Source organism: Ruminococcus bromii, from assembly GCF_002834225.1.
In the GTDB taxonomy this organism is placed as follows: domain Bacteria; phylum Bacillota; class Clostridia; order Oscillospirales; family Acutalibacteraceae; genus Ruminococcoides; species Ruminococcoides bromii.
The window spans coordinates 35,605-61,558 of the sequence record NZ_NNSR01000056.1 but is presented as its reverse complement, the minus strand read 5'-3'; the positions used below and the strand labels follow the sequence as shown (position 1 = coordinate 61,558).

31 protein-coding genes are annotated in these 25,954 nt (G+C 38.8%); 16 read left to right on the top strand and 15 right to left on the bottom strand.

Going from position 1 to position 25,954, the window contains the following annotated elements; all coding sequences use genetic code 11:
• Window positions 1-81: 81 nt before the first annotated feature.
• From RBATCC27255_RS06095 to RBATCC27255_RS06085, 3 genes are read left to right on the top strand one after another with little or no spacing between them, the layout of a single operon-like run.
• Window positions 82-903, top strand: a complete 822-nt coding sequence (locus RBATCC27255_RS06095; RefSeq protein ID WP_101029192.1) for a hypothetical protein — start codon at window positions 82-84, stop codon at window positions 901-903.
• 18 nt (window positions 904-921) lie between these two features.
• Window positions 922-1,458, top strand: a complete 537-nt coding sequence (locus RBATCC27255_RS06090) for a hypothetical protein (protein WP_101029191.1) — start codon at window positions 922-924, stop codon at window positions 1,456-1,458.
• Window positions 1,459-1,493: 35 nt separating this feature from the next.
• Window positions 1,494-2,219: a hypothetical protein gene (locus tag RBATCC27255_RS06085; protein WP_101029190.1), complete on the top strand. Its 726-nt coding sequence runs from the start codon at window positions 1,494-1,496 to the stop codon at window positions 2,217-2,219.
• A gap of 185 nt (window positions 2,220-2,404) precedes the next feature.
• Here the strand turns inward: RBATCC27255_RS06085 and RBATCC27255_RS06080 are convergent, their stop codons facing one another.
• On the bottom strand, window positions 2,405-2,737 hold the full coding sequence (locus RBATCC27255_RS06080; RefSeq protein ID WP_101029189.1) for a hypothetical protein: 333 nt from the start codon (window positions 2,735-2,737) through the stop codon (window positions 2,405-2,407).
• A 120-nt stretch (window positions 2,738-2,857) separates the two neighbouring features.
• Between RBATCC27255_RS06080 and RBATCC27255_RS06075 the strand changes: the two genes are divergently transcribed.
• From RBATCC27255_RS06075 to RBATCC27255_RS06050, 6 genes are all read left to right on the top strand, one after another.
• The gene (locus tag RBATCC27255_RS06075) at window positions 2,858-3,040 is read left to right on the top strand and encodes a DUF1540 domain-containing protein (protein WP_015524182.1); all 183 of its coding nucleotides are present in this window, start codon (window positions 2,858-2,860) and stop codon (window positions 3,038-3,040) included.
• A gap of 69 nt (window positions 3,041-3,109) precedes the next feature.
• Window positions 3,110-4,036 carry an AEC family transporter gene (locus RBATCC27255_RS06070; RefSeq protein WP_169923278.1) on the top strand — a complete coding sequence of 309 codons (927 nt, stop codon included), beginning with the start codon at window positions 3,110-3,112 and terminating at the stop codon, window positions 4,034-4,036.
• A gap of 61 nt (window positions 4,037-4,097) precedes the next feature.
• Window positions 4,098-4,637, top strand: a complete 540-nt coding sequence (locus tag RBATCC27255_RS06065) for a nitroreductase family protein (RefSeq protein ID WP_101029187.1) — start codon at window positions 4,098-4,100, stop codon at window positions 4,635-4,637.
• 13 nt (window positions 4,638-4,650) lie between these two features.
• A complete protein-coding gene (locus RBATCC27255_RS06060) occupies window positions 4,651-5,172 on the top strand; it encodes a nitroreductase (RefSeq protein ID WP_101029186.1) in 522 nt (173 codons plus the stop codon).
• A gap of 31 nt (window positions 5,173-5,203) precedes the next feature.
• The gene (locus RBATCC27255_RS06055) at window positions 5,204-6,100 is read left to right on the top strand and encodes a LysR family transcriptional regulator (protein ID WP_101029185.1); all 897 of its coding nucleotides are present in this window, start codon (window positions 5,204-5,206) and stop codon (window positions 6,098-6,100) included.
• Window positions 6,101-6,200: 100 nt separating this feature from the next.
• Window positions 6,201-7,313: a 5-methyltetrahydropteroyltriglutamate--homocysteine S-methyltransferase gene (locus tag RBATCC27255_RS06050; protein ID WP_046433635.1), complete on the top strand. Its 1,113-nt coding sequence runs from the start codon at window positions 6,201-6,203 to the stop codon at window positions 7,311-7,313.
• Window positions 7,314-7,368: 55 nt separating this feature from the next.
• Here the strand turns inward: RBATCC27255_RS06050 and RBATCC27255_RS06045 are convergent, their stop codons facing one another.
• From RBATCC27255_RS06045 to RBATCC27255_RS06030, 4 genes are all read right to left on the bottom strand, one after another.
• A complete protein-coding gene (locus RBATCC27255_RS06045; RefSeq protein WP_101029184.1) occupies window positions 7,369-8,301 on the bottom strand; it encodes an ABC transporter permease in 933 nt (310 codons plus the stop codon).
• Between the two features lies 1 nt (window position 8,302).
• Window positions 8,303-9,214 (bottom strand): ABC transporter ATP-binding protein, encoded by a 912-nt coding sequence (locus RBATCC27255_RS06040; protein WP_101029183.1) that lies wholly within the window; start codon window positions 9,212-9,214, stop codon window positions 8,303-8,305.
• A 114-nt stretch (window positions 9,215-9,328) separates the two neighbouring features.
• Window positions 9,329-9,775, bottom strand: a complete 447-nt coding sequence (locus tag RBATCC27255_RS06035) for a DUF3021 family protein (protein WP_101029182.1) — start codon at window positions 9,773-9,775, stop codon at window positions 9,329-9,331.
• A 9-nt stretch (window positions 9,776-9,784) separates the two neighbouring features.
• Window positions 9,785-10,225 carry a LytTR family DNA-binding domain-containing protein gene (locus RBATCC27255_RS06030; protein ID WP_101029181.1) on the bottom strand — a complete coding sequence of 147 codons (441 nt, stop codon included), beginning with the start codon at window positions 10,223-10,225 and terminating at the stop codon, window positions 9,785-9,787.
• A 181-nt stretch (window positions 10,226-10,406) separates the two neighbouring features.
• Here RBATCC27255_RS06030 and RBATCC27255_RS06025 point away from each other — a divergent pair, with 181 nt between their 5' ends.
• The 3 genes from RBATCC27255_RS06025 (at window position 10,407) to RBATCC27255_RS06015 (ending at window position 11,708) form a co-directional block, all read left to right on the top strand.
• Window positions 10,407-10,922 carry a nucleotidyltransferase gene (locus RBATCC27255_RS06025; RefSeq protein ID WP_101029180.1) on the top strand — a complete coding sequence of 172 codons (516 nt, stop codon included), beginning with the start codon at window positions 10,407-10,409 and terminating at the stop codon, window positions 10,920-10,922.
• Window positions 10,919-11,437 (top strand): hypothetical protein, encoded by a 519-nt coding sequence (locus RBATCC27255_RS06020; protein WP_101029179.1) that lies wholly within the window; start codon window positions 10,919-10,921, stop codon window positions 11,435-11,437. Before RBATCC27255_RS06025 ends, RBATCC27255_RS06020 begins: the two co-directional genes overlap by 4 nt.
• An 88-nt stretch (window positions 11,438-11,525) precedes the next feature.
• On the top strand, window positions 11,526-11,708 hold the full coding sequence (locus RBATCC27255_RS06015) for a hypothetical protein (protein WP_101029178.1): 183 nt from the start codon (window positions 11,526-11,528) through the stop codon (window positions 11,706-11,708).
• A gap of 96 nt (window positions 11,709-11,804) precedes the next feature.
• On the opposite strand, the gene RBATCC27255_RS06010 is transcribed toward RBATCC27255_RS06015, so the two are convergent.
• From RBATCC27255_RS06010 to RBATCC27255_RS05990, 5 genes are all read right to left on the bottom strand, one after another.
• On the bottom strand, window positions 11,805-13,949 hold the full coding sequence (locus RBATCC27255_RS06010) for a transglutaminaseTgpA domain-containing protein (protein ID WP_101029177.1): 2,145 nt from the start codon (window positions 13,947-13,949) through the stop codon (window positions 11,805-11,807).
• Window positions 13,946-14,908, bottom strand: coding sequence for a DUF58 domain-containing protein (locus tag RBATCC27255_RS06005; protein ID WP_101029176.1), 963 nt, complete (start codon window positions 14,906-14,908; stop codon window positions 13,946-13,948). Before RBATCC27255_RS06005 ends, RBATCC27255_RS06010 begins: the two co-directional genes overlap by 4 nt.
• A gap of 2 nt (window positions 14,909-14,910) precedes the next feature.
• A complete protein-coding gene (locus RBATCC27255_RS06000; protein ID WP_101029212.1) occupies window positions 14,911-15,837 on the bottom strand; it encodes an AAA family ATPase in 927 nt (308 codons plus the stop codon).
• A gap of 818 nt (window positions 15,838-16,655) precedes the next feature.
• Window positions 16,656-17,504: an HAD family hydrolase gene (locus RBATCC27255_RS05995; protein ID WP_101029175.1), complete on the bottom strand. Its 849-nt coding sequence runs from the start codon at window positions 17,502-17,504 to the stop codon at window positions 16,656-16,658.
• Window positions 17,505-17,513: 9 nt separating this feature from the next.
• Window positions 17,514-18,530 (bottom strand): peptidylprolyl isomerase, encoded by a 1,017-nt coding sequence (locus RBATCC27255_RS05990; protein WP_101029174.1) that lies wholly within the window; start codon window positions 18,528-18,530, stop codon window positions 17,514-17,516.
• Between the two features lie 366 nt (window positions 18,531-18,896).
• On the opposite strand from RBATCC27255_RS05990, the gene RBATCC27255_RS05985 reads away from it, so the two are divergent.
• Both RBATCC27255_RS05985 and RBATCC27255_RS05980 read left to right on the top strand, forming a co-directional pair.
• Entirely contained in the window at window positions 18,897-19,823 is a 927-nt protein-coding gene (locus RBATCC27255_RS05985; RefSeq protein WP_101029173.1) for a S1 RNA-binding domain-containing protein, read from the top strand.
• Between the two features lie 67 nt (window positions 19,824-19,890).
• Window positions 19,891-21,060, top strand: a complete 1,170-nt coding sequence (locus RBATCC27255_RS05980; protein ID WP_101029172.1) for a DNA recombination protein RmuC — start codon at window positions 19,891-19,893, stop codon at window positions 21,058-21,060.
• A gap of 56 nt (window positions 21,061-21,116) precedes the next feature.
• Here RBATCC27255_RS05980 and RBATCC27255_RS05975 read toward each other — a convergent pair whose 3' ends face one another.
• From RBATCC27255_RS05975 to RBATCC27255_RS05955, 5 genes are all read right to left on the bottom strand, one after another.
• Complete coding sequence (locus RBATCC27255_RS05975) at window positions 21,117-21,422, bottom strand: hypothetical protein (protein ID WP_101029171.1); 306 nt, start codon at window positions 21,420-21,422, stop codon at window positions 21,117-21,119.
• A 3-nt stretch (window positions 21,423-21,425) separates the two neighbouring features.
• Window positions 21,426-22,622 carry a M56 family metallopeptidase gene (locus RBATCC27255_RS05970; protein WP_169923277.1) on the bottom strand — a complete coding sequence of 399 codons (1,197 nt, stop codon included), beginning with the start codon at window positions 22,620-22,622 and terminating at the stop codon, window positions 21,426-21,428.
• Between the two features lie 60 nt (window positions 22,623-22,682).
• Entirely contained in the window at window positions 22,683-23,063 is a 381-nt protein-coding gene (locus tag RBATCC27255_RS05965) for a BlaI/MecI/CopY family transcriptional regulator (RefSeq protein WP_101029169.1), read from the bottom strand.
• A gap of 297 nt (window positions 23,064-23,360) precedes the next feature.
• Complete coding sequence (locus RBATCC27255_RS05960) at window positions 23,361-24,074, bottom strand: queuosine precursor transporter (RefSeq protein ID WP_015524165.1); 714 nt, start codon at window positions 24,072-24,074, stop codon at window positions 23,361-23,363.
• 1 nt (window position 24,075) lies between these two features.
• Window positions 24,076-24,771, bottom strand: coding sequence for a radical SAM protein (locus RBATCC27255_RS05955; RefSeq protein ID WP_101029168.1), 696 nt, complete (start codon window positions 24,769-24,771; stop codon window positions 24,076-24,078).
• Between the two features lie 421 nt (window positions 24,772-25,192).
• Here RBATCC27255_RS05955 and RBATCC27255_RS05950 point away from each other — a divergent pair, with 421 nt between their 5' ends.
• Both RBATCC27255_RS05950 and rpmF read left to right on the top strand, forming a co-directional pair.
• A complete protein-coding gene (locus RBATCC27255_RS05950; RefSeq protein WP_101029167.1) occupies window positions 25,193-25,687 on the top strand; it encodes a YceD family protein in 495 nt (164 codons plus the stop codon).
• 27 nt (window positions 25,688-25,714) lie between these two features.
• Window positions 25,715-25,903 carry a 50S ribosomal protein L32 gene (rpmF, locus tag RBATCC27255_RS05945; protein ID WP_015524162.1) on the top strand — a complete coding sequence of 63 codons (189 nt, stop codon included), beginning with the start codon at window positions 25,715-25,717 and terminating at the stop codon, window positions 25,901-25,903.
• Window positions 25,904-25,954: the final 51 nt, after the last annotated feature.

Genomic DNA, 25,954 nt, shown 5'->3' with positions numbered 1-25,954 from the left:
TCTCGGTAACGGTAAAATCTTGACAGCCGTATAATTGTTTAATACAATAAGGGCAGACAATTTTGTGTAGGAGTGAACAAAATGAAGTCAAAAAACACAGTGGGGATTATAACCGTAGCCTTGCAGAGCATTTTTATTGTGCTTATGCTTGTTAATATAGGTTATTGCCTGTGTACTTTGCAGATGAAAATGTTTTTTACCACAATATACAATTCGGTATTCGGCTCATTTGCAAACTATTTTAAAACAGGAAATCAATATGACCTTGTCGTGTTTTTGATTTTGCTGATTTTTTTGATTGCATTAACAACGATTACGGCATATGCGCTTTTAAAAGATGAAAGTACAATGACAGAATGGATTTTTGTTTTAAACGGAGTCGTTTATTTGTCAGATTTGTTTATTGAAACCGATATGATAATGTTGATGCCGAAATTTTTCTTTTTTAATTTTATTATAATCTTTCTTATGCTGTTGTTGGTTATTTGGTCGGGAACTGCAAAAGTTTTTGGCAGAAGGGTTTATGTGAACACAAAGTTGATTCCCGACAGCTACTATCAATCTGATAAAGACTTTAAAAATCACGGGTACGAGTGCAACCGTGTTTTGAAAAATGTAAAAATAGCCTTAGTTTTTCAGGCAGGTTTCTTTTATATCAGCCTGTTCACAAAGTATTACGACATAGTGGGCTTGATGTGGGTAGTAATTCTCTACGCAATCGGCTTGATAATTGCAGTTTCATATTTTGTCACTTCTTTTTCGGATTACAGAAAACTTTTGTCAAAATACGATTTCTTTGATGAAAGAACAGAAAAAGTCGAAAAAATTTCAAAATATGTAAAATGTGAAGGAATATCGTTAATTGCATACCTTTTGTCAGGTCTGTTTGTATTTTTATTTTAAATGTAAAGGTAGATTTATATGCAGCCGAAAAATAAAAAGATTATTTTAATAGCGGTAACAGCAGCTGCTGCAATTGGTGTGTTTTTGTTTGCACCGTTCGGCACACAGCAGATTGGAAACACTGTTATCAACGGAAATTATTATGATACGCCCCTCGAAGCGTATAATCACGCAGATGCAAGCTTTGATGTAAAAGAAGAAATTGCTACGGTTGACATAACAGAAAAATCTGCAATTTGGCTTGTATATACTGATGATAGCAATGAAGATACAATTGTTGTTGAGGGAATGTCAGTTGAAGATAACAAATACTACGACCTTGGAGATACTGCATTACTCAACTGTCAGAGCAGAAAAAATCCGCAAAGCAAGATTGAACTTGATAATTATATCGAATTTTCTGACGCTAAGGTTAATTATGAAGTGGTTATGAAGGATAACTATGACAAGCTTGAAAATAAACCTGATTGTCTCAGCAAAGAATTGTCATATACCGACCAAAACGGCAACAAGACAGAATTTGTGTTTTTGTATCAGATTAGTGAAGACGATTGATTTATAATCGCAGGTGAATTTTTATGGATGACTAAATGGTGAATTTAGAAGTAGTCGGAGAAAATCTTCGTTGGTATTTACATATTTATATAAATAATAAGTCGTATTGCCTTAGTAAAGATAATCCGAGCTTTAATATTGAACTGCCGCAGGGTAAGCATACAATGATTGTAATCGGAACTAAAATGAAAGATTATAATCTTGAAAGCACTTTAAAATCAATGTCATTCAGTTTTAGACCTACATTGTTTCAAGGGTATAAAAACAGAGGCATTCTAAATCATATACTCAGTTGGAATAATAAAACAAACTTTTTTATTAAGAAAATTGAAATTGATATAAGGTCAAATAGTAAAATAAGTTTTTCTGTAGGAAATTATATCAGATACAACTTCTTTGATGCTAAAGAAGTTGTGAAAGATATTCATATTACTAAAAATGCTCATGTGAAAAGTGTTGCGGTTGAAAGTTATGATTTTGTAAGCAGAAAACAGAAGATAAGATATTGCCTTGTTCAGTTGCTTTTGTTGCTGACAAAGTATGCTATAAATATCTATTTTGCTGTTTCGGAGATGTGCTTGGATGTACAGTATATAATAGATCCTGAATCTGTCAGTTTTGTGTATGCAAGGCATGATTACAAATTTGATATAATTTTCAGCAGTTTGTTGTTTGGTGCATATTTATTTAGATTTGTTTTTTACCTTGTAAAATGGATAAAATGGGTGAGAGATGACTCGGATGTTTTAAAACCTAACTAAGATGCAGTGCAAATTTATGCAAAACCACTGTTGAACTTTTTGAAAATTATAACGGCGACTGTAAGCCCGCTGAAATTACCGAGGAGAGCCTGCAGACAACGAAATTTTTCTGAAATATTATAACAAATCAAAGCTGCCACAGAGTTTTCCGCGGCAGCTTTTTTGTTTGAATTTCGTTTGAATTTTCACTTTATCATTTCAAAAAATTCCTGTTTTGTCAAAAGCTTTGCAAAGCCGTAGTCACTGCATATTTTTTGGCAAATCCTTTTTGTTTCACCGTCCATACCGCAGTCAAGGCAAATTACACAGTCGTTTCTTCCTCTGCTTATCCATTTTACCCTTGCGGCAGCACTTCGCAAAATATATTCGGCATTTTCACATTTTCCGCTGATGGGAGCAACAAACATAACGGTATTATTTTTTCTGCTGCGAAAGAGAAAAATTGTAAATTCACGGACAAATGCACAAATTCCGATTACGGCAAAAACAATAAGAAAAACAGCCGATACAACATTCATGTAATTCACCTCAGTACATTTTATTGCAGATGTTTCAAAGTGTGCGGTATAAATCCGCAAAATGCAGAAACAATATAAAAAGCGGCTAATCCGCAAAAATGAATGAGGAGAATGAATACTATGGAAAACAATGCATATTGTAATCAGAGCATTATGTGCTCGGTAACAAACTGTAAGCATCACAACAGCACAAAGGACTACTGTTCGCTTGAGGCAATCAAGGTCGGCACTCATGAGGCAAATCCGACTGTTTGTCAGTGTACGGACTGCCAGAGCTTTGAAGCAAAGTGCAGCTGCAAGTAATTTGATTTGAAGCTTACACCCTCAGCCGCTCGGACTGGGGGTGTTTTGACTTTAAAAGGGGGCGGATTTGTGGGGATTTTTTCATCGGTGATTTTTCAAATTGCGGTTTTGTTTTCGTTTATATTTATCGGTTTTATAATCCGACAGGGCGGATTTCTGCCGGAAAATTCAGCCGAAATTTTTTCAAAGCTTGAGAACAGAATCCTTATGCCTGCCGTTGTAATCAACACCTTCCGCACCAATTGTACGGTAAAAAACATAAGCGAAAAATGGGTGTTCATTGCCTACAGCACGGGTGTTCTGCTGTTTTGCATTGCAACGGGATTTGCCGTTTCAAGGTATCTCGGCAAAACGGAATATCTGAAAAAGGTGTACCGCTATTCAATTTCCGTTTCAAATTTCGGATTTGTCGGAACTGCAATGGTGTCGGGAATATACGGCACCGAAAGTATGGAGCTTTTCGACTATCTTATGTTCACTTTACCGCTCAATTTGTTTACTTATTCAATAGGAATTGCGTGGCTTGTGCCGAACGGACACGGCAAATTTTCAATGAAAAATTTTGTCAATCCGATTTTTGTTTCAATTTTTATCGGAGCAATTCTCGGTTTATTGCCGATTCCGAAATTCAGACTTGTTACAACAATAATCAATTCAACCGCCGCCTGTATGTCGCCCATTGCAATGATTCTGACAGGTTTTGTAATAGGCGGCTACAGTCTTGCAAATCTTTTCGGCAAATGGCAGACCTATGTTGTTGCAGGAATCCGCCTTGTGTTTCTGCCAACGGTTTCGGTGCTTGTGTTAAAGCTTTTTAACGCACCTCAGGAGGCAGTTGTTGCAACGCTTTGCGCAAACGCAATGCCGCTCGGGCTTAACACGGTAATCATTCCATCGGCCTACGGAAAAAGTCCCGATGATGGTGCAAGTATGGCGCTTGTGTCACAGCTTACGGCAGTTTTTACTATACCGATTTTGTTCTATATTCTGCTTTAACCCTTGATTAATTCCCACTCCATTGGTACAATATAGGTATAAAAATTTTGGAGGTTTGATTATGGAATTATCCGAGGCTTTAAATAACAGAAAAAGCACAAGACATTATATAGATAAAAAAGTTGACAAAAGCTTGCTTGATGAAATGCTGTCGGCGGCAAATCTTGCTCCTTCGTGGAAGAACTCGCAGACGCCGCGCTTTTATGTTGCAACAGGCGAGAAAAGTAAGAATGCCGTAAGAGAGGCACTCCCTGAATTTAACAGAAAAAATTCAGAAAATGCGTCCGCATATATCGTGACAACCGTTGTTCTCAACCGTTCGGGTTTTGACAAAGACGGTACTGCCGTGACTGAAATCGGCAACGGCTGGGGATATTACGATCTCGGCCTTAACAATATGGCACTTTTGCTAAAGGCAACCGAACTTGGCATTTCAACCCTTGTTATGGGTATCCGTGACGGTGAAAAGCTCAGAAAAGAATTTGACATTCCCGAAACAGAGGCTGTTGTCAGCGTTATCGCAGTTGGTTACACTGATTCCGAAATCGTAAGACCGAAGAGAAAATCTCTTGAGGATTTTGCAAAATTTTACGAGGAATGAGAGGGTTTACATAATGAGTGAATTTATCGAAAAAATGAAATCAAGAAGAAGCGTTCGCAGCTTTAAGTCTGAAATGCCGCCAAAGGAAGTTATTGACGAAATCATTTCCGCAGGTCTGTATGCACCGTCAGGAATGAACAGACAGCCGGTTATTATCGTTGCCGTTACAAACAAAGAAATGCGTGACAGGCTTTCAAGAATGAATGCCGAAATTATGGGAAAAGATGTTGATCCGTTCTATAACGCTCCCGTTGTGCTGATTGTGCTTGCCGACAAAGCTGCTCCTACATATTTGTATGACGGTACTCTTGTAATGGAAAATCTTATGCTTGCCGCCCATGATGAGGGACTCGGAAGCTGTTGGATTCACCGTGCAAAGGAAGAATTTGAAAGCAAAGAGGGCAAAGAAATTCTCAAATCACTCGGTATTGAGGGTGACTATGAGGGTATCGGTCACTGCGTTATCGGTTATGTGAACGGTGAATATCCCAAAACTTCACCGAGAAGAGAAAACCGTGTTTTTTATGTTGAATGAGGGAATTTGTTTTTGAAAGGATTGAACAAGGTTGACTTTGCAACAGTTGAAATATGTTGTCACCGTTGCCCGCACAGGCTCAATGAGTGAAGCGTCAAAAGAACTTTTTATTTCTCAGCCGGGACTTACAACGTCAATCCGTGAGTTGGAAACGGAAATGGGCATAAAGATTTTTACACGCACAAACAAGGGCGTTGTAACTTCAAACGAGGGTGAAAGATTTCTCGGCTATGCACGACAGGTTCTTGAACAGGCAAGCCTGCTTGAGGGAGTGTATAAGTCGGGAACAAAGATAAAGCAACAGTTCTGCGTTTCAACCCAGCACTACTCGTTTGCAGTCAATGCATTTGTTGATCTTATCCGACGGTTTGCAGGCGAGGAGTACGATTTTTCACTTCGTGAAACCGAAACCTACGAAATTATTGACGATGTTGCAAAGATGAAAAGCGAAATCGGAATTCTTTATCTCAACAGCTTTAACAAAGATGCGCTGATGAAAATTATAAAATCAAAGTCGCTGACATTCACCGAGCTTTTTACGGCAAAGCCTCATGTGTTTGTATCAACCGACCATCCGCTTGCAGACAAAAAATCCGTTACAATGGAGGAGCTTGCCGATTATCCGTATCTCTCGTTTGAACAGGGGGAGCATAATTCTTTTTATTATTCGGAAGAAATTTTCAGCATGGTCGGGCGTACAAAAAATATCAGAGTGACAGACAGAGCAACCCTGTTCAACCTTTTAATCGGACTCAATGGCTACACAGTTTGCAGCGGTGTAATCGACAATGAGCTTAACGGTGATAATATAACCGCAATCCCCCTTGATGAAGAGGGCAATATGAAAATCGGTTATATCGAAAATAAAAAGATTTTACACAGTAACCTTGCCGAGGCATATATTGAGGCTTTAAAGAAACATATTTGATATAAGAAAAACTAATAGCAAACGGCTGATAACAAGTATTTTACAAGTCTGTGAATTCATAATATAATTAACTCATCAAATTTCCACGGAGGTATTTAAGATGAGTAAACAGCACACACCATTTAGATTTGAAACAGTAGGCAGCTTTTTAAGACCCGATTATCTTAAAAAAGCAAGACTTGATTTTGAAAACGGTAAAATCACAAAAGAAGAGCTTACCGCAGTTGAGGACAAGGCTATTCTTGACCTTGTTGCAAAACAGAAAAAAGCCGGTATAAAAGCGATTACCGACGGTGAATTCCGCAGAGCAACATGGCATCTTGACTTCATGTGGGGATTTAACGGAGTTGAACACAAAAAAACCGAAAACGGTGTTGCATTCCACGGCGAACAGGCTTTGATTGACGATACATGGCTTTCCGGCGAAATCTCGGTTGACAGTCATCCGTTTGTTGAACATTACAAATTTGTAAAGGCTCTTGAGGATGAAAACACAGTAGCAAAGCAGACAATTCCTGCTCCCGCACAGTTTTTCCAGCAGTTCATCATTCCTGCAAATATTGAAACGACAAGGAAGTTCTATTCGACAGATGAAGAACTTATCAACGATATTGCAAACGGATACAAAAAGGTAATCAAAGATCTTTACGATGCAGGTTGCAGAAATATCCAGTTTGACGACTGCACATGGGGCGTTCTTGTTGCGGAGGGTAGCGTAAACCGCTATGGCGAGGATGCAGATTTTAAGAGTATCAGTGAGAAACTTCTCAAGGTAAACAACCTTGCAATTGAGGGTAAGCCCGATGACCTCGTAATCAATACTCATGTTTGCAGAGGTAACTATCATTCTGCATACTTCAGCAGCGGTGCATATGATCCTGTTGCAGAGAAACTTTTCGGTGAAGAAAATGTCAACGCTTATTATCTTGAGTTTGACGATGAGCGTTCAGGCGGTTTTGAACCGTTAAAATATGTGAGCGGTGACAAAAAGGTTGTTCTCGGTCTTATCACAACAAAGTCACCTGTTCTTGAGGATAAGCAGACTGTAATCAATCGTATTCATGAGGCGGCAAAGTATATTCCGCTTGACAGATTGTATCTCAGTCCGCAGTGCGGTTTTGCATCATGCGAAATCGGTAATAAGCTTACCGAGGAAGAGCAGTGGGCAAAGCTTGCTCTTGTAAAAGAAATTGCAGAAGAAGTTTGGAAGTGATTATATATAAAAAGCCGACACTTTTCGGAGTGTCGGCTTTTTTATCTGCCATAAATCAGTCCTTGCGTTTTGAACTGAATCTGAATGATACAAGGTTGAGGACAAGGAAAATTAAGATTGCACCGATTGAGTACATCATCATAAATGTGAAATCCACTTCGTTTCCGAAAAGGTTGAGGTTGGTTGCAAACGCTTTTTCTGCCTCTGCGGCAAACATTCCGTGGTCTGCTCCTGCGAGTGAGGTCGAAATATCGTTAATGCACGGGCTGACAAGCACATTTCTTATCATAGCCGCAATGTGTGAGCCGGGGATAAGATTTACAAATGTCTGAACTCCGTCCGAAAACTGGCTGACGGGAATGTATGCGCCGATTACAAAACCGATTGCAACCGAAATAAGTGTGTTGAATGCGGCATAGGTTGAATTCTTTTTGAAGAATGACGCAACAAACATAAGAATAAGTACAGCCGAAACAGAGCCTAAAATCACAAGTCCGTATAATTTTAAAAGCTCTGTAAATTCGGGAAAGCTTGAACCCGATATGCACGAAAATGCGATGCCTGCCGTCAGCAAAATTGCGCTGATTACAATTGTGTTTATAACCGCACCCGAAAAGTAGGAGAGAACAACCGTACTGCCCTTTACGGAAGAAGCGTTGTAGTCGTAGTCAATCTTGTTCTGCTTGTCGGAAATCATTACCGAAAGCGAGTTCATTGCAACCGTTACAACAGATGTTCCGATAACGCCCGATACAAGCCATGAATTTACAAGTGCGTTAATCAGATTGTCCTCTGTTTTGATGTTGAAGCCGTCAAGCATTGAAGTCATTGAATCAACATAATTTTGCTTGAGAAACAAAAGATACAATCCGAGTATGATAATCTGCGTCATCATTGAGAAGATAATTGCGGTTTTGTCCTTTAAATATACCTTTATATTTCGTTTTGTCATACCCTTGTATGAGCAAAGTGTTCTTTGAAATTTCATATCAGTCACCCAGCCTTTTACCCGTTACGGTCAGAAACACATCGTCCATATTGCCTTTGATAATCTCAAAATCGACAATTTCAGTATGTTTGTTCGTGATTTCAAGAGCCTGTCTGCTGTCCTTAATTTTGATTTTATACGCATCTCCGACTCTTTCAAAGTCGAGATTATCGGCCTTGAGAAGATTATCGTTTTCAGAATTTTCTTCCGTGTACCAAACAAGGCTGTTTGACGAATAATCTTTTTTGAGATTGTGAGGAGAATCGTTGGCAACAATTTTGCCCGAATCAATAATCACCACATTGTCGCAGTCAACTGTTTCTTCCATATAGTGGGTTGTGAGGAATACCGTAAGTCCTGTTTCTTTGCGAAGATTGTGGATGATTTCCCACACCTGCAGCCTTGTTTTCGGGTCAAGTCCCGTTGTCGGTTCGTCAAGGAACAGGAGCTTCGGTCGGTTAATAAGCGCCCTTGCAATGTCAACCCGTCTGCGCTGACCGCCGCTCAATGTGCCGTATTTTCTTTTGAGAATTTCCGAAAGGTCAAAGGTTTGTGTAAGGCTCTCAATTCTTTTGGCGATTTCTTTTTTGTTGAGTCCGTAATATGACGCTCTCGATTCAAGATTTTCTTTAACGGTAAGCTGTTTGTCAAGTACAGAACCCTGAAAAACAATTCCGATAAGCTCCTTGATTTTGTTCTTTTCTTTGTCAAGGTCATATCCGCCGATTTTAACATTGCCCGATGTTTTTTCAAGCACCGTACAAAGAATGTTGATTGTGGTTGATTTGCCTGCACCGTTAATTCCGAGAAATGCGAAAAACGAACCTTCTTCAACCGTGAATGATATATCATTTACTGCGTGAACATCTTTATAATTCTTTACAAGATTTTTAACTTCGATTATGTTACTCATTAAAAATCCCCTCCTTCTTCAACATAGTAGCACCTTGCAATTCAAAAGAAAAGCAATTTTAGCTGTGTTGCAAAAAGAGGGGAGTAAGTTGCGATTTTGTATGTCAAAATGCAGTTATTCGTCCTGATAATCCTCGTCAGCGTTAAATCTTTTGAGCGATTCATTAATTGATTTTGCCGTGCTTGTCCGTGTAATGTAGCTGAAAAGAAATGTCAGCAGATACACGGCGGTAACCATTGCAAAAACCAAAAGCGCCATAGGAAAATTCTTGTACCAACCAAGCAAAAATCCCTCGGTCATAACAATTGCCTGAATAAGGCAGAAATGAATGACAATTCGTATGCGTGCCTGCAGTTTGGTGGGTTCTTCTTTAAAGTAAAAAAGCAGAGTCGGAATTGAAGTTACCGCACCTGTTCCCATTACAACCCACGGAAAATAGGGGGGATAGTATTCGATTAACGCAATTGAATTTGCAAGGCTTACAACAAAAAGCATTGCAACCGTGATTATGAAAAAGTCCTTTATGATTTCTTTTATAATTTCTTTTAAAGAATCATTCATAACAATACCTCACATTCCAAGCTTTTTCTTCAAGGTCGGCACATACTGCCTTGAAATAATTGCCGTTTCACCGTTCGCAAGCTTTGCCTCAAAACGGCTGTTGACAGACGGTGACACGGAACGGATTTTACCGATATTCAGTATCATCGACTTTGAACATCTGAAAAATTTTGTTCCTTTTAAAATTTCTTCAAGCTCATACAGCTTTTGTTTGGTTTCATAAACATTGTTTTTGCAGTATATAAAGGTTTTGTTGTCAACCGATTCTATGTAGAAAATTTCCTTTGTGTCAAGCTTGAACATCTCGCCGTCTTTTGATGCAAGAAGAAAACTTTTCTGCCCCTTAATGCTGTTTGCAAGCGACATAACCTCGTCGCTGATTTCATGACAGCAAATTATAATTTCTTCCCGTTCCTCAATCCCAACCTGACGGATTGTAACATTAAACATCGCATTCCCTCCGTTCATCAACCATTTTACCATATCAAAAAGAAAATTAACAGTACCGAACCCTAACTTGCAAAATTATGTCGGTAAATTACAATTTTTTGTTGACAAAAAATTTTTTTTAAATATAATAGAAATTGAATAATACTATTATTGAAAACAAAATATATAAAGAGGTGTAGCAATGAATTTATACGAAAAAGAAATTATTGAAAGACTTTTACAGGTTGATAGAGATATGGCGTTGATTGATACCTCTGATGATGTCTACACCTGTGTTATTGCAGGCGGAAGTGCTCTTGTATTAATGAAGAAAATTTACAGATCAACACACGATATTGATTCAATTGATGCAAGTGATGAAATAAAACAGCTTTTAGAACTGTACAATATAAATATGAATGTAAATGCTTATAGAATAAATTTTCCTGAAAACTATCTTGAACGAATTGTAAAGGTTAATATACCAACAAAGAAAGTTAATTTTTACACTCTGTCACTTGAAGATTTGGTAGTGTCAAAATTGTGTGCAATGCGAGGAAAAGATATAGAGGATATCGAAAATGAGTTAGTTTACAATTCCTTAGATTGGGATTTGCTCGATAGACTTGTTGATGATGTTTGTTATGGAATGTTGACTGATTTTGATAAAAATATTCTTTTAGAACATTATAAAGATTACAAGGAGAGGTTTAAATGAGAGCGTTGACATTTAAAGGATATCTTCTTTCACAACTACAGGAATTGTCGGGAGTGGGCGGAACATCGTTGTACTCGTTTTCAAAACTTGCCGAAAATAATTTTCGTCTTAAAGATGCTTTATGTCTTTATCTTATGATGTTTACCGATAAAAATTTAAAGAATAAACTTCTTAAAAAGTACGACTATCTTAATGACGGTTGCGAAAAACTTTCGGGAATTACGGACAATAATGTTGAAAAATATGTTTCCAAAAAAGAATTAAGCGAGTACAAAACAATCTATGATAACTACCTTTACAGATTAAACAAACACAATAATGAAACAAAAATTAAAAATTTGATGTATAAAAAAATCTGTGAAGTTAAACAGCAAAAGTGTATTACAAACTACCGCATTTATAAAGAATTGAACCTTAATGCAGGTAATGTCAATTCTTTTCTCAAATACGGCAACACTGATAAATTGAGTGTTGAAACAGTAAGAAAAGTTCTTACATTTATTAATGAATATTAATAAAAATATATTGACAATATAATATTGCAATGATATAATCAGCTAAACAAAAAGATTAACATTGTATTGCTTTTGAGAGGTGTTGTTTATGTTTTGGTTAGTTTTCTGGATTTTGGTGTGTGTTGCAATTCTTGCTTACGGAATTCGCAGAAAGGCAAATCACGATTATCGTTTTGGCTCGGGACTTTTCAAGAGCAGTGACAGCAATCTTGACGAAAAGGACGAGTTTGTCGATAAGGATTATTATGATAAAAAGAATCTTTTTAAATAATATAAAGCAAAATCTAAGGCTCTTGAGTTGTTTTCAAGAGCCTTTTGTTGTGATATTAAGAACGAAAAACGCTCCCGTATTGTACGGGAGCATTTCTTATTTTATCGCTTTTATAAACTTGTAATACGGCTTTTTGATGCGAGGGAGATTATTGTAAATTTCTTCAATGGAATTATAGTAAGCGTTTTCAATAATTTTCAGTTCATCATCGCTTATCGTGTGATTGCTGAATCTCGCCTTTTCGTACACGGATTTCACTTCATCTGTAATCAGAAGATGCGAAATTTTCGTGAGATTTTTAAGTTCTTTATAAATGCAGATTGCCCGTTTATTGTTTCTTCCTGTTTCAAATCTTTGTTTTCTCTTTTTGATAATGATAATTCTTCTTGAGAAAATTGCGATTAAAGCAAGGGCAACAATTCCCAATGACATCATAGCGATAGTAAATCCGTTAAATTCAAATGAAGATTTAATGTCATTTTTCGGTTTTGTGCTGTGAGAAACCGTGCCGTTTGTCGGAGCAGTCGGTGCTGTTGTCGGTTCAACGGTTGTTGGCTGAGTTGTGTCCGTACTGCCGCCGCTTGCTCTTTGAGAGCCGACATACCTTGCCGGCTGAAACGATGACGGTGTACATTCAAGCGGAATCCAACCCGCCGTATCGCTGTAATACTCAACCCATGCGTGAGCGTTGTCGGTTGTTACGGTAACGGTCTGATTTGCGTATGCGGTTGCGTAGTAGCCTGTAACATATCTTGCAGGGATTCCGACCGCTCTCAGCATAAGCGTGCCTGCCGTGGCAAAATGAACGCAATATCCCGTGTCGCTCTCGTTGAGAAACCAAGCTGCAAAATCTTTGCCCGAAGGCATTTTCGGAGTTTTGAGTGAATAGGGTTTACTGCTTGAAATATAATTTTTTACCATTTCAATCTTTTCGGAAACGGTAAGCTCTGAGTCGAGAAAGCCCTCTTGGTCTGCAATTCTACGCAATTCAATTTGTGTTTTTCTCGGAATCTCAAGATAGGTATCATACACAAATGCTTTGTAATTTTCCGCTTCGGTTGAATTATTGTATCTGTATGTGTTCTCGGCATAAAACGGATAGTGCGAATAATAAAATTCGTTTTTATCCGTATCGTTTTTTACGCACACATCGGCAACCGAATTGAGATTGTCGGGTAGACTTTCCAAAAAGTAGGGAACATAGGCAATCTTACTTTCATTCAGCATATGAACCCTTGTATCGGTTAAAGCATTGTTTCCGATTGTTGCCGTAAACGGTACGAAATCCTGCGGATATCTTGCGGCATCATTGTCGGAAATGATACTCCATATATTGTCCCTGTAGTCGGCATATGCTGTGCCTTTGAGATAAATATTACCGCCAACTGCCGAAGTGACCGTCATAACAGGTGTATGCGTCTGCGTCAGCGGAGAAATATCGTTGAGATTTTCTTTTTCTTCAAGTGAACCTTTGATTTCATTAAGGTTTTTTTCTGTGGAAGTTTTTCGTCCGTCATCAATATTAAAGCCGTTTTCAATGCTCTGCAAAAGGTTTTCCTGCCAGTCAAATCGCTCATATTTTTCAATCGGATTGAACGCAAGCAGAATTGTCATCACAACAAGCATTATTCCGAATGAAATTGCCGCAATCACACCGCCCTGTGACGGTCTGAATTTTCGTGTGTTCTTTGAAATGTACAAGGCAATAAGACTTGCAATTGCAATAAAAAGACAAACAAGTGACGGCAGAGTGTTTACAAGAATGAAGCAGGGGACGAGCAGTACCATTGACAGCAATGACGGAATCAAAATGCGCTTGTATCGTATCAGGCTGATTGTAAAAACAGCACTTAGTATTGCCGAAATAAACACAAAAAGTCCTGTTGCGCTTGTACCGAGGGTATCTCCCAAAATAATTTTGTTCTGTACGGGAAGATACTGCGAAAGCGGTTTTAAAACCTGAGTAATAACATAACTCAATTGTTCAAGTATGCTTTCAAGTGAAAACAGCAGAGTGAATACAAAAACAATCATAGTGATTGCTACGCTGATAAACAGCACACCCGACTTTTTGACAAGGGAGGCAAGCAATCCGTAAATTGTGCAGAAAATTGCCGTAGGAACTACTATGATGTACCATTCTGTTTTTATATCAAAAGAGGTGACAAGACAGTAAAACAGGCTTGAAATCAATGTTACGCAGAGAAGAATGTCAATCGTAAAGCTTGTTTTGTTTTTCACAACAAGTCAACCTCCTCACGATCGGCAAATATACTATAATGCTGAAAATCATTTGTGTCGGCAACAAAGCTGCTTTCCGTGTTTAGATAGAGTGCGGAAAAATAGTTTAATAGATCGCTTTCGCATCTTATCTCGAAAGGATTGCCGTTCCTGTCGCAGGCAAAGCAAATGCCTATGCTCTTAATCATATATCGGCAGACATACATCAGCTTTGCAAAAACAACATCATTTTCGTCTGCATTATCTCCGAAAAAAGGCATTATAAGACAGTTCTTGATTATCGGAACATTCGGTTCTTTCACAATCAAATCGTCACTTTTTGACGAAAGCTTCCAATGAACATTGCGCAGACTGTCACCGTGACGGTATTCACGAAGCTCATAAATTTCGCTGTTGCCGACAGGCTTAGGCTTGTACCCCGTAACCGTGAAATTACTGCTGTCGGGGATGATTTCCGGCTTTTGCGACTTTGGAAGAACACGAACAAAGCTGTGCTTTTTTATTCTAATCGGAAGAAAAAATATACCGAGCATATCGTAAATTTTACCGTTTTTGCATACAATGTCAAGCTGTCCGCAATGCTGTGTAAGACTTCTGCATTGTCTGATTAACGGCTTTGTAAATGTACCCGAAAATCTGATTTTTATGTTCTTACAAAGATTAGTTGTAAGGTTGGTGGATTTTATGTTCAGCGTGAGCATAGGGCAGAAGAGCGGTTTCTTCTTCTTGCCTGATATTGCAATGTAAAAATCGTCTTTCACATAAACATTGTTTTTTGCAAAAATTTCAATGCCCGAACAAGCACTCCGTATCATAAAAGGCAGACTCAGCAAAAGCGAGATTATCGGAATTGAAACAACCGTCAGGAACAAAAACCACGAAAACCAAGCATAATAAAAAATGCTGAACAAAAATGTTCCCGTCAGCAGACAAAGATAAATTATTATGTTCCTTATCATTTTCAAGTCCTCGGCTTTGGAGTTTTTCTGAGAATTTCGTGCAGAATTTCTTCGCCGTTCTTTTTTGATGCAGAGGCTTTTGCATTTAGAATTATCCTGTGATTTACGGTGCAGACAAAAATATTTTGAACATCTCTCGGCACAATGTAATCTCTGCCCTCGGCAAATGCAACAGCCTTTGCCATATCGCTGAGCGACAGAGTTGCTCTGGGGCTTGCACCTCTCGAAATCAGCGGATGCTTTCTTGTTGCCGAAATGAGTGACACAATATATCCTGCCATATCGTCGCTGACAAAAACATTCTGAACCTCCGACTGCATTTCAAGAAATTCATTCTTGGACACAATGCAGTTTACGGAGTCAAGGGGATTTTTACCGCTTCTGTTAAGCAGCATTTTACATTCCGCATCGCTGTCGGGATATCCCATTGAAAGCCTTACCGTGAATCGGTCAATCTGTGAATCAGGCAAAAGCTGTGTTCCCGACGCTCCTGTCGGGTTTTGTGTTGCAATAACAGAAAAAGGCTTTTCAAGCTTAAAAGTGCTGCCCTCAACAGTAACCTGCCGTTCTTCCATTGCTTCAAGCAAAGCCGCCTGTGTTCTGCTTGAAGTTCTGTTTAACTCGTCTGCAAGAAAAAGATTACAGAATACAGCGCCTTTGTTGAAAGTGAATTTTCCTGTATCCTTGTTATAGACCGCAAAGCCCGTGATATCAGACGGCAAAGTGTCGGGAGTGAACTGTATTCTGCCGTATTCAAGACCGAGCGCCTTTGAAAACGCAACCGCCATTGTTGTTTTGCCCACACCCGGAATATCCTCAATAAGAATGTTTCCTCCTGTGAGCAACGCAAGCAGAGTGGTGACAACAGCCCTGTCTTTACCGTTTATTACCTTTTTTACCTCATTGGTTATAAGTTGAAATTTATTCATTATTTGTCCCTTTGTGTTAAAAGTTGTTGTTATATTTTTTATACAATAATTGAGCCTGAACAACGCTCTCTTTAAATTATATTTGATTTGCTTTTTTATTGCAAGTCTTTTTCGTAAAATACAGACCAACTTCAGATGTGAAGATATGTTTTTAGGTTATGCAGAATATATGCAAAAAAACGGCAGTCCGTAAAGAACTGCCGTCTGAAAATTAAATTGACAAATAAGAATTAAACTGTTAGAATAAAACCGTGATACCTGCATTAAACGGTAGGCGGTTTCTCCTCACAAGAGGAGGTGATAACCATGACAATTTCCGATGTATGTTTACTCGGCACTTTAATCGTCAGCGTTATCGCTCTTTGTTACCAAGTTTTCGGTAACAAAAAATGACTTCTTTTTAGTACATAGCAATATGTACACTTAAATAAAAAAGAAACTAACCGCCCAAAATTCTCCCAACGGCGGTTAGTTTCTAACCAATACAGTGGAGAACCCGCTTATCGCAGGTATCTCCTTTTCTATAATTATATTAAACCAAATAAAGAAAAATGTCAAGTACCTTTCGGGTACCTGACATTTCCTTTATTACCAAATATTTGGCAACAAAAAGTAATTTTGTTTCTTCGTACATATATGTACATTTAAATAAAAAAGAAAATAACCGCCCGAATTTCGAAGCTCCGGCGGTTGTTTCCTAACCATAAAGAGTGAGAATCCGCTTATCGCAGGTATCTCTCTTCTACGATTATATTAAACCAAATAAAGAAAAATGTCAAGCATCGTTTTGATACTTGACATTTTTTATTCAATCGAAATTATCTTCCGAGAATTTCTTTTTTCTGCTCATGGTTTTCATCGTACAAAAGACCGCAGACAGCCATTTTTCTGATGATATTTTTAACGGTGAGGTCAAGACCTGTGTTTTCCGAGTAGTCGGCAGGATAGATAAAATCAACCCTGTCTTTCATCAGCAAATCTTCAACCTTGCTGTCTTTTTTCTGATAAACTGCAATTGAATATCCGCCATAGGCCTTCATCATTTTCATACACGGAACATCCGAAAGACCGTCGCCTATGTAAATCATATTGCAGAATGGAACCCGTTTGCTGTCCTCAGGCATTGAACGGTTGAGGTCGATATCATTCGCAACATCAAGAACACCCTTGTTTATTCTGTAAACAAACTGCGTTTTATTGGTGTAATTTACATCTGTTTTAGGCCACACGGCGTTGCCGCTCTCATCGTAAAGAAACTCACACGCAAAAATACTTTTGAAGTTTTTGCTGATTTCCGTTCCCTCAATAATTTCTTTCATACCGGATGAAATAACATAATGTTCAACCTGCATTCCAAGATTTTTGCCGAAGTCGGAAATCCTCTTGAACCAATCCTTTACGCCCTCAAAAAATTCAACATTCGCACCCATTTCAACAAGGTCATTTCGCAGAAGCGGAATATCCTTTTCTCGGGACATTCTCACCATGGCATACATATACGCAAGAATTGAGTCCATATGCTCGTTTTGACCGAGTTCGTTTGAAAACCTCCAGAACTCATCCTCGGTCATATGAAGACGAGGAATAAAGCTGTAATCCTGCATATCCTTTGTGCAAAGGGTACGGTCAAAGTCGTACATAATTGCTACAACAGGCATTTTCTCCATAATTTCTCCTTATCCGACTGTAGTCGGCTGCGTAACGCCCTCGGCAGATGTTGAAGCTGCCTGAGTTGTCGATTTCTCCTTGTACTGTGTAATCTTAACGCTTTTTATAACAATGTTTTTGACAGGAATACCGTCCTTGTCAACTTTTGCAGACGCAATTTTGTCAACAACATCCATTCCGTCAATTACCTGTGCAAATACCGTGTAGCCTCTGTCAACTGCATTGTATGCACCGTCAAGGTAGGCGTTGCCGCCGTTTTCTTCATACAGCTTTTTAACGCTGTCGGGAACGCTGTCCGTGTCGTAACAGTTTGTGCCGTTTTTGTCAATAAATGCAGTCAGAAGGTTTGAATCCTTGTAGTTTGCAAGCTGGGTTTTGATAGAATCCCATTGACTTGCAAGATGTTCCCAGCCGCCTTCATTCTTATATGCTTCGGCAGTTTTCTGATTTATAAAAAACGCGCTTTCGTTTGTATCCGCACCTGTGTTTGACATTGCAACAGCACCTCTGATATTGAAAAGCCTGTCGCAAAATTCATCTTCAAAAACATCGCCGTATGAGCTTGTGCCGCAGTAACCGCCGTTAATCATAAAGTCCTTTGTTACCTTGCTGAAAAGTGAATTATTGTACTTTCCTGCCTTTGCAAGATTTACAAAATTAGTAACAGTTTTTGGAGCCTGCTCGGGAAAAAGCCGCATTGTAATGTCACCGTATGAGGTGTGAACAACTGCGATTGTATCGCCGTCCTTCGGCATATCAAGCTGGAAGCCTACAGGGTTTGAATCGTGAATAATGTTCGGGTTGATGCCGAGAGTAGCGGTATCTATGCCGATGCTTTCAAGATAATTCTGTGCGGTAGGCTCATCGGCAGTGCTGACAGCCGCAGTAGTTGCGGGAACCGTTTCATCCGGTGTCTGCGAGTTTTCAATCTTTTTATCACCGCAACCCGAAAATGCCAACGCAGAAGCACACATAATTGACGCAACCGATACGGCACATATTTTTTTAAGACTGTAAGTATTCATAGGTTTGTTTCCTTCCTGTCAAGCCATATAGCTATGATACATAACCTCGGCTCTTCTAATCTGGATCTAAAACACACATTATTTTACCGCAGTCACAATTTGAATTACGGTAAAATTACCCATCGAAAATTTTGCGGAGCAAAATTTGAGGGGATATAAAAGCACTCAACAAAAGCTTAGATTTCATCACACTTTTCGTGCCTATTATACCATAAATGAAATAAAAATGCAAGTTTACCGCATTTTATGAAGGAAAGCGTTGCAAATGCAAATAAAATTCTCAGGTGAAAAATTTTATCCGTGTAATAAGATGCAAAAAAACTTCATATGATTTTTTGTAAACCTAAATATAACGGAGGCTTTAAAATGTCAGAATATTTACCCGAAGGAAAACTTATATCCGAACAGGAAAACATAAATATAATTCATTCTCTGAAATTGCTTGAAGAGGCAAAAAACAGTGAAAAAATACTTGAGGCAAAGGCAATTGTTTGTGACAGCAGTCACAATCTTATTGTTGACCTTGGGGGCATCAAGGGCATAATTCCGAGGGAAGAGGGGGTAATCGGAATAAAAGACGGCTCGGTTCGTGACATTGCCGTAATTTCAAGAGTAAACCGTCCCATTTGTTTTGTGGTTACCGACATAACCGAAGCCCCGAACGGAGAACCTGTTGTTATGCTTTCAAGGGAAAAGGCTCAACGCAAGTGCCTTGACGCGTATATTTCAGGCTTGCGCTGCGGAGATATTGTGCCTGCCCGTATAACTCATCTTGAAAGTTTCGGCGCATTTGCCGACATCGGCTGCGGAATTATTGCATTGATGCCGATTGATACAATTTCGGTTTCAAGAATTGAGCATCCCCGTGAGCGGTTTACTGTTGGGATGGATATTAAGGCTGTAATAAAATCAATTGAAAACGGCAGAATCAGCTTGAGTCATAAAGAGCTTCTCGGAACATGGGAGGAAAATGCCGAAAAGTTTTGTGCCGGAGAAACCGTGTCCGGAATTGTTCGCAGCGTTGAAAATTACGGTGCTTTTGTTGAGCTTTCACCAAACCTTGCAGGTCTTGCAGAAACAAAAGAGGGCGTTTGTGTGGGAGATCAGGTAAGCGTTTACATAAAAAGCATCATTCCCGAAAAGATGAAAATAAAACTGATAATAATAGATGTTTTTGATTATAAATACAATCCCACATCTCCTGAATACTACTGCAGCAGTGACCATATTGACCGCTTTGTTTACTCACCCGAAAACTGTAAAAAGCGTGTTGAAACATTATTTAAACCGTGAGTTGACAGAAAAACTCCCGAATGATATTATTTAACTGTAAATCGAATTATTGTTCGGGAGGTTAAAAATGCAATTTACAACAGCTGAAATAATTTTGCTTTTACTGTGTTTAATAACGCTTACAGTCAGCATCATTACATTGATAACAGTTTTCAAAAAGAACAGTAACAATAAGGCGGAAGATGAGCTTCAAAAAATATTGCTCAATCAGCAGAGCTTTGCACAGTCACAAAATGACAGAGCGGTTCAGCTTGAACAAAGACTTCACAGCTTTTCGTCAGGCAACACTCAGAGCCTTGAAAATATCAGACGCTCGGTTGATGAAAAGCTTGAAAGTATAAGACGGGAAAATCTCCGTCAGCTTGATGAAATGCGACAGACAGTTGATGAAAAGCTTCAAAAAACACTTGAGGAAAAAATGAATAAGTCATTTTCTCTTGTCAACGAAAGACTTGAACAGGTTTATAAGGGACTCGGCGAAATGCAAACGCTTGCGGTAGGCGTGGGCGATTTGAAAAAGGTTCTTTCAAATGTCAAAACAAGGGGCATACTCGGCGAAATTCAGCTTGGCGCAATTCTCTCTGAAATTCTTTCAAAGGAACAGTACGAGGAAAATATTGCAACGAAAAAAGGTTCAAAAAATGTTGTTGAGTTTGCGGTCAAACTGCCCTCTGACGGTGCCGGCACAGTGTATCTGCCGATTGACTCAAAATTTCCGGGCGATACATATTCTGCCCTCCGTGAGGCTGTTGAAAGCGGTGACAGGCAAAGCATTGAATCGGCAAAAAAAGCACTTGTTCAGCGTATAAAGGGCGAGGCAAAGGATATTCACGATAAGTACATTGATCCTCCGAACACAACGGAATTTGCGATTATGTTTCTTCCGTTTGAGGGACTTTACAGCGAGGTTGTCAATATGGGACTTGTTGAAGTTCTTCAGCGTGAGTACAAGGTGAATATTGCAGGTCCGAGTACAATGGCGGCTCTGCTCAATTCGTTGCAAATGGGATTCAAAACCCTTGCCGTGCAAAAGAGAAGTGCAGAGGTTTGGAAAATACTCGGCGGTGTAAAGACCGAGTTCGACAAGTTCAATGATGTGCTTGTAATGACACAGCAAAGACTTGATCAGGCAAACAAGGAACTTGACAAGCTTGTCGGAGTTCGTACCCGTCAAATTCAGCGTCAGCTTAAAGATGTTGAATCGGTCAGCCTGTCGGAACAGAATCTTTTTGAATAAGCAAAAATTAAGGCGAAACAGACACAAATCTGTTTCGCCTTTGTTGTTACTGTTGATTAACCTTTGTAGTCAATCCATTCGTCATCAACCCATTTTTGTCTTGTTTCGTTCCATCTTCTGTACTGGAGCTGTCCACGACTTCCACGACGCCATTTTCTTACTATAACATCAGCTCTTGGCTGAATAGCAGTTGTATCAGCACCGCTTTCCAAAGATGAACTGTCAGGAGTTGCGGTTTCAATAACTATAACGCTGTCGGGGGTTGAATCTGTTTCTGCTGCACTTGCAACCATAACGGTTCCCTGTGCGATAATTGCTGTCATAATAAATGCTGTAAAAATTTTTGCGGCTTTCTTTTTCATCTGTCATTTCTCCCTTAATACAAGACAGTAACTATATTCGCCGTTCTCAACTTGCTCATAGGGGATAATAATAGAATTGTCGTCTGTATAGACAATGCCTTTCTTTTCATCGTAAGGCTCAAAAATAAGGTGAGTGGTGTTGTCGTCTTCAACATACACATACATATTTGTTTCGTCATACACTTTGACACTATCGTTGTATTCACCCGATTCAATGAGATCGGCTACACAATCCTCGTATGTCGTGTCCCAACCGGGGACAATCAAAAAGCAGTATGAAGCAAAGAATATACCGACAATAAGCAATGCCATAAAAGCTGTAATAACATTGTTTATAATTGTCTGCTTTTTCTTCGGGTACAGAATCATTTCCATTCTGCTTACAATTTTTTTGCCCTTTTCGTTGGTTACAAAACTCATTCCGACAAGCGCACTTTTCAGTGCAGTTTCCCTGTCGCTCTCTTCACTTTCTTGTTGTTCTTTATAGGCTTTCATTTGCGTTACAAGAACTTCGTAATACACAGTACATCTGTTCTCGCTAAGCTTGCTTGTAACACGCTTGTCACACCTGAGCTCAAGACAGTAGGTTAAATCCTTTTTCAAAAGGTGGACAAACGGATTCCACCAAAAGATTCCGCAATAAAATTCCGTCAGCAATTTAATCCAAATATCCTTGTTCTTTATATGACAGCATTCGTGCATTGCGATATATCCAAAATCCCTGTCGTCAAATTCACGATTCGGAATAAGAATAACAAGATTGAAAAATCCGTATGTAACAGGGGAGATAACGCAATCGGTAATTTTTAGCTTAACTTTTCTTCTGATTCCGCACTTTTGCGAAATGAGGTCAAGCTTTGCCTGCATTTCGGGTGTGCCGTCAATAACATTTGCTTTCAGAGCTTTGACTGCTTTGTAATACTTAATCATCACCCATAAAATGTATATCACACTTCCGACAATCCATACTGACACAAGCAGATTGAGCAATGTGAATTCAGGAACAAACACAGCTCCCTTGTCGGGGGTCAGGACATTCATTATAGAGGCATATACATTGTGATCGGAAAATGTATATGTAAATTTGAATTCAAACGGCAGAGCCATTCTTGCAAATGTTACAGCATACAATCCCAAAATTGTATAAAGACCGTAGTAATTAGAAAAGGCAATCTTTTTTCTGAAAAAGTAAAGCAGCACTATAAAAATGCTGCTTATTACAATAGAAAACAAGAATGAATAAAAACTTATTTGCATAGATTATTTGCCGAGTTCTTCGCGACGCTTTTTAAGAAGAGCCTCAAGCTTATCGAAAATTTCTGAGCTTTCGGTTTTTTCAATAAGCTCGGAGAAGAGAGTCGGAATATCGCTGTCGGCAAAATTCGGTCTGTCCGAAATCTGCTTGATTGCATAAGCGTCCTTTGTCATTGTAGGAACAAAAGTACGGGCATAGTTCTTAGTCATCTGCTTAACGCCGACAACCTTAATCATGTCCTTTTTGAGAAGAGAATTGATAAGAAGGTTAATGTAACTCTTTTTCCATGTTTTGTTTACAGCCTTCTTAACAATTTCTGAGCTTGTGAGCGGCTCATCGAGGTCCCACAATAAGTACATAATTTCTTCTTCACTTTTAGTAAGCATGATATTTACCTCCAAAAATTAAGTTTATAAATAATATTAAGCATTCAACTTGCCTTCATTATACTATTTGGTACAGAAAAAGTCAATAAAAATCTTAAAAAATTATGTGATTCAGGACAAAATCAGCCAATTTTGCACATATTGTTAAAAAATGACTATAAAAGAGCGGAATATTACATATTATAAAAAGCATAATATTATGGTTTATTCACAAAATCCTGAAAAAGCACAACAAGTCACCGCAAAAAATATTGCGACGACTTGTCTTTTTATTGAAAATATTCAATTAAGCTGTTTTTATTCCGAAATCTTTTTCTGTTCCTTTTTATCGTGAATAAGTCTTGCAAGATAAACCGCAGGCGTGTCGAGCAGGCTTGTAAAAATGTAAATTACATAGCTTGACAAAAAGATTGAAACGAGTGTTCCGAAATCATAAGTTCCCCAGAATGCAAATGCGGTGAAAAGGGCTGTGTTAAGAATTTGACTGATAAGCGTTGAACCGTTGTTTCTCAGCCATAAAAATCTTCTCTTGTCACCGAATTTCTTTTCCGTGAACTTCCACCACTTGTGATAGAGCCACACATCAAACAGCTGACTTATCGCATATACAATAAGTGATGCAAAAATCATTCGGGGAGTGTTTGAGAAAACCGCCTTGATTGACGGCATAATTGTGTCGTTCGGACTCGGATTGTAAAGCATCCAGCTTTGTGAAAGCACAAGAAAAAATACCGATGAGAGTATTCCCGTAAGAACCGCCTTGTTTGCGGCTTTTTTGCCCTCACATTCCGAGAGAATGTCCGTAATCAAAAATGTTACCGCAAAAAGCACATTTCCGAGAGTCTGTTCCATTGAAAAAGCGTTTACAAGGATTAAAGCCTCAATGTTTGCAAGAATTGTCGCAACGGCTGAAATGCAGTAAAGCCCGGCTTTGCCGAAAAGAGCATAGCCTAAAACTGCCATACCGTATATGAATACCACCGAGAATATAAGTAAAAGTTCATTTATCATATCAGTCACCAACCCCAAAATCCGTGTTGTTAATTAAAATATCCGTCCTCTTGTTATCCTTATATATAGGATAGACCTTCTGCATAAACTCTTTTATGACAGCCTTATCGGGTTTGACTCCCGTGGTGTTGTCACACATAATGTTGACGCAGATTCGTTCAAAATACTTTAATCCCAGTTCAATGTCATTTTGCATTGTTTCGGCTGTCTGTCCTTTAATTCCAAAAAGGAAATTAGCTTCGTCGAAATTCTCTGCAATAACAGCGGGACTGCTCTCTTTGATTCCTTTTTTCAGGACATTTTCTCTGAAATCGCAGTCAAAGGTTTCAAGACCGAGCTTCATTTTCAAATCAAAATCCGCAAAATCTTTTCTGAGCTGACTGATTTTGTTACGATAAAGGTAATGTGCCTCAAAATGAATGGTACTTATCTTTTTTTCTTTGCACACCTGTTTGATAAAATCAAGTGTTTTTTTGTCAAGCTCAAAAACCGAGCCTGAGTTAATGACCTCAAGGTCACCGAAAATTCCCGTAACTTTTTCAAGCACGGCTTTGTTAAGACGAAAGTTTTCGTCCTCATCACTGCACCTGTCGGCGTAGTAGTCGCAGAAGATGCATTTTTTGTAAACGCAGCCGCTTCCGCGCAGAAGAACAATCTCCCGACTGTTCTTTTCATTGATAATACTGTATCTCTCCATACTCTCTTTCCGGCACAAAAAAAGCACCCACACAAAAGAGGGTGCAAAAAGGGCGTAAAAAGTCCTGTGCCTTTCTCCTTAGTTTTGATAGAAGGAGCAGCCTATCGGCGTCCTTCCGGCAGGATGGTTACGAACTGCCACACAGTATGCTATCACAAATTCCGCTTTATGTCAACTGCAATTTATTATTGCATTATATATGTTTAAGGGGTATAATGAAAACCGAAAATCAAGTGCAAAGTAACTTCTTGAACAACCTTGCAGGCTTAAAATTCTATATAGGAAAATTAGCTAACATTGTCATAAATTCTCAAAAAAAACAGCCTATTTTCTTGTATTTTTTAGTTGACAAAGGGACAATCCTTTTGTATAATAATAAACAGCGTTTTAATATGTGTCTATGCTGTCAAGAGGTGCAGATATGCTTTTTGAGCTTAAATCCGTCTTTCAGAATGACGGTGAAGAAAAACAAGTTGAATATAACCTTGACTTGTCAGGTCTTGATGTTGACGGAGTTTATCCATTCAAAACTCCCGTTGTCGTGACTGCTAAAGCAACAAACAGAGCAAGTTTGATTACTCTTGTAATCAACGCACACTTTGATTACAGCCGTGACTGTGACCGTTGCGGTGAGCCTTATACAAGAGAGATGAATATGAGCTTTGAACACAGGCTTATTCAGACTCTTGCCGATGAGGACAATGACGACTATATTGAAACACCTGATTTTACACTCGAGCTTGATGATGTTGTAATTTCTGACATTTTTCTTTCGCTCCCGTCAAAGAATCTTTGCAGGGACGATTGCAAAGGTCTGTGTCAGATTTGCGGACAAAACCTCAACAACGGTGAATGTTCCTGTGATAAGCGTCAAACGGATCCAAGACTTGAGATACTTAAACAGTTGATTGACTAAGATAAATTTTGTAAGGAGGTTTTTGTAATGGCAGTACCCAAGAACAAAACATCACACGCAAGAAAGAGCTCAAGACGTTCAACAGTATGGAAGATCAATGCTCCTGAACTTACTGCTTGTCCTAACTGCGGTGAATTAACAGCAGCTCACAAGGCTTGCACAAACTGTGGTATGTACAACGGCAGACAGGTTGTTGTAAAGAAAGATGAACAGTAATTTTTTATTACAAGCATTACGGGCGGCAGTTATCTGTTCGCCCTTTTGTTT